This is a genomic window from Methylocystis suflitae, from assembly GCF_024448135.1.
Classification (GTDB): Bacteria; Pseudomonadota; Alphaproteobacteria; order Rhizobiales; family Beijerinckiaceae; genus Methylocystis; species Methylocystis suflitae.
Genome location: NZ_JAMRYX010000035.1, coordinates 1 through 1,510 on the forward strand (window position 1 = coordinate 1; position 1,510 = coordinate 1,510).

The 1,510-nt window shown below is 59.1% G+C and carries 2 protein-coding genes; one reads left to right on the forward strand and one right to left on the reverse strand.

Going from position 1 to position 1,510, the window contains the following annotated elements:
- Positions 1–56: 56 nt before the first annotated feature.
- Entirely contained in the window at positions 57–1,229 is a 1,173-nt protein-coding gene (locus NEI07_RS02655; RefSeq protein WP_256032505.1) for an IS110 family RNA-guided transposase, read from the forward strand.
- Positions 1,230–1,312: 83 nt separating this feature from the next.
- On the opposite strand, the gene NEI07_RS02660 is transcribed toward NEI07_RS02655, so the two are convergent.
- Positions 1,313–1,510, reverse strand: a 198-nt coding sequence (locus tag NEI07_RS02660; protein WP_256032507.1) for a hypothetical protein, incomplete at its 5' end; no start/stop codon positions are given.

The following is a 1,510-nucleotide window of genomic DNA, read 5'->3' on the forward strand; positions in this document are numbered from 1 at the left end:
ATAGCGACCGGCACTCTGGCAGAGTGAGGTTGCGAACACCCACTCTGGAGACAACCATGCAAATTAAAGCTGATCGACCCGAAACGCCGAACGCCATCCGCAGCGATCTTGGCGCAATTTTCGTTTCGTTGGAACTCAGCCGTTCAGCCTGGCTGATCACCTCGCTGTCGCCGGGGGGCGGCGAGAAGATGTCGAAGCACAACGTGCCGGCCGGAGACATCTGCGCGCTGTTGGCGCGATTTTCGGATCTTCAGCGGAAGGCGTTCGCGCGGACCGGGCAATCGTTCCCGATCATCGTCATTCAGGAAGCAGGGTTGGACGGCTTTTGGATCCATCGAGTGTTGCAGAATGAAGGGATCGAAAGCCACGTCGTCGATCCAGCCTCGGTTGCGACATCACGTCGGCGCCGACGCGCGAAGACCGACAGGATCGACGGCGAGGCGCTGGTTCGCACGCTGTTGGCTTACAAGCGCGGCGAACCTCGGGTGTGCGCGATGGTCAAAGCGCCAGCTCCCGAAGAAGAGGACCGTCGCCGCCTCTGCCGTGAGCGTAAGGTATTGACCAACGAACGGGTCCTGCACGTCAACCGGATTAAAGGACTGCTGTTCTCACAGGGCGTCTCCGGCTATGAGCCGCTGCGTCGCGATCGTCGGCAACGGCTTGATGAGCTGAGGACTGGCGATGGCCGTCCATTGCCGCCTCATCTGAAAACTCAGATCAGCCGCGAACTCGATCGACTTGAGCTGCTGATTGAACAAATCAAGGCAGTCGAGACGGAGCGCGATGCCTTGCTAGACCCGGTGGTGAAGACTGAAGGAGCGCTGGCGCCACAGGCGATGTTGCTCGCCATCAAAGGCATCGGTCCCGAGTTCGCCTCCGTCCTTTGGTCAGAGGGGCTGTTCCGACACTTCGACAATCGTCGCCAGGTTGCTTCTTATGCTGGCTTGGCGCCCACGCCCTGGCAAAGCGGATCAGTCGATCGCGAACAGGGCGTTTCGAAAGCCGGCAATCCCCGATTGCGAACAACACTCATCCAGATCGCTTGGCTATGGCTGCGCCATCAGCCGCAATCGGCCCTGGCCCTGTGGTTTGAAGAACGGGTGAGGCGTAACGGCGGGCGCCTCAAAAAGACGACCATCGTGGCGCTGGCGCGCAAGCTATTGGTAGCGCTGTGGAAATATGTGACCGCCGGCGTCGTCATTGAGGGAGCGGTGATAAAAACCGCCTGATGAACGCTCAACAATTTCTCAAATCTTCCAGGACCTGATCAGTTCTGGCGGATCCAGGTGGACGAACCGCATCAGCGTATGGCTTAAAAAGCCGACCAGCAGAATGGTCCCGTCTTCCTGAGCCCCACCCGCTGCAAGCGGGATATTGGTGCAGCCGTCGTGAACGGCGACCGAATGTGAGTTTGATCTGGTGTGGAAACAACCGGGTTAATGGGATCGGGCTCGGACTTGGATATCGCAACAGCCTTCGGAGAATAGCTCATGCGCAACTGACCGCCCTT

Excerpts from the sequence above, each read along its gene's own strand:
- NEI07_RS02655 (WP_256032505.1), top strand. The coding sequence starts at position 57 with ATGCAAATTAAAGCTGATCGACCCGAAACGCCGAACGCCATCCGCAGC.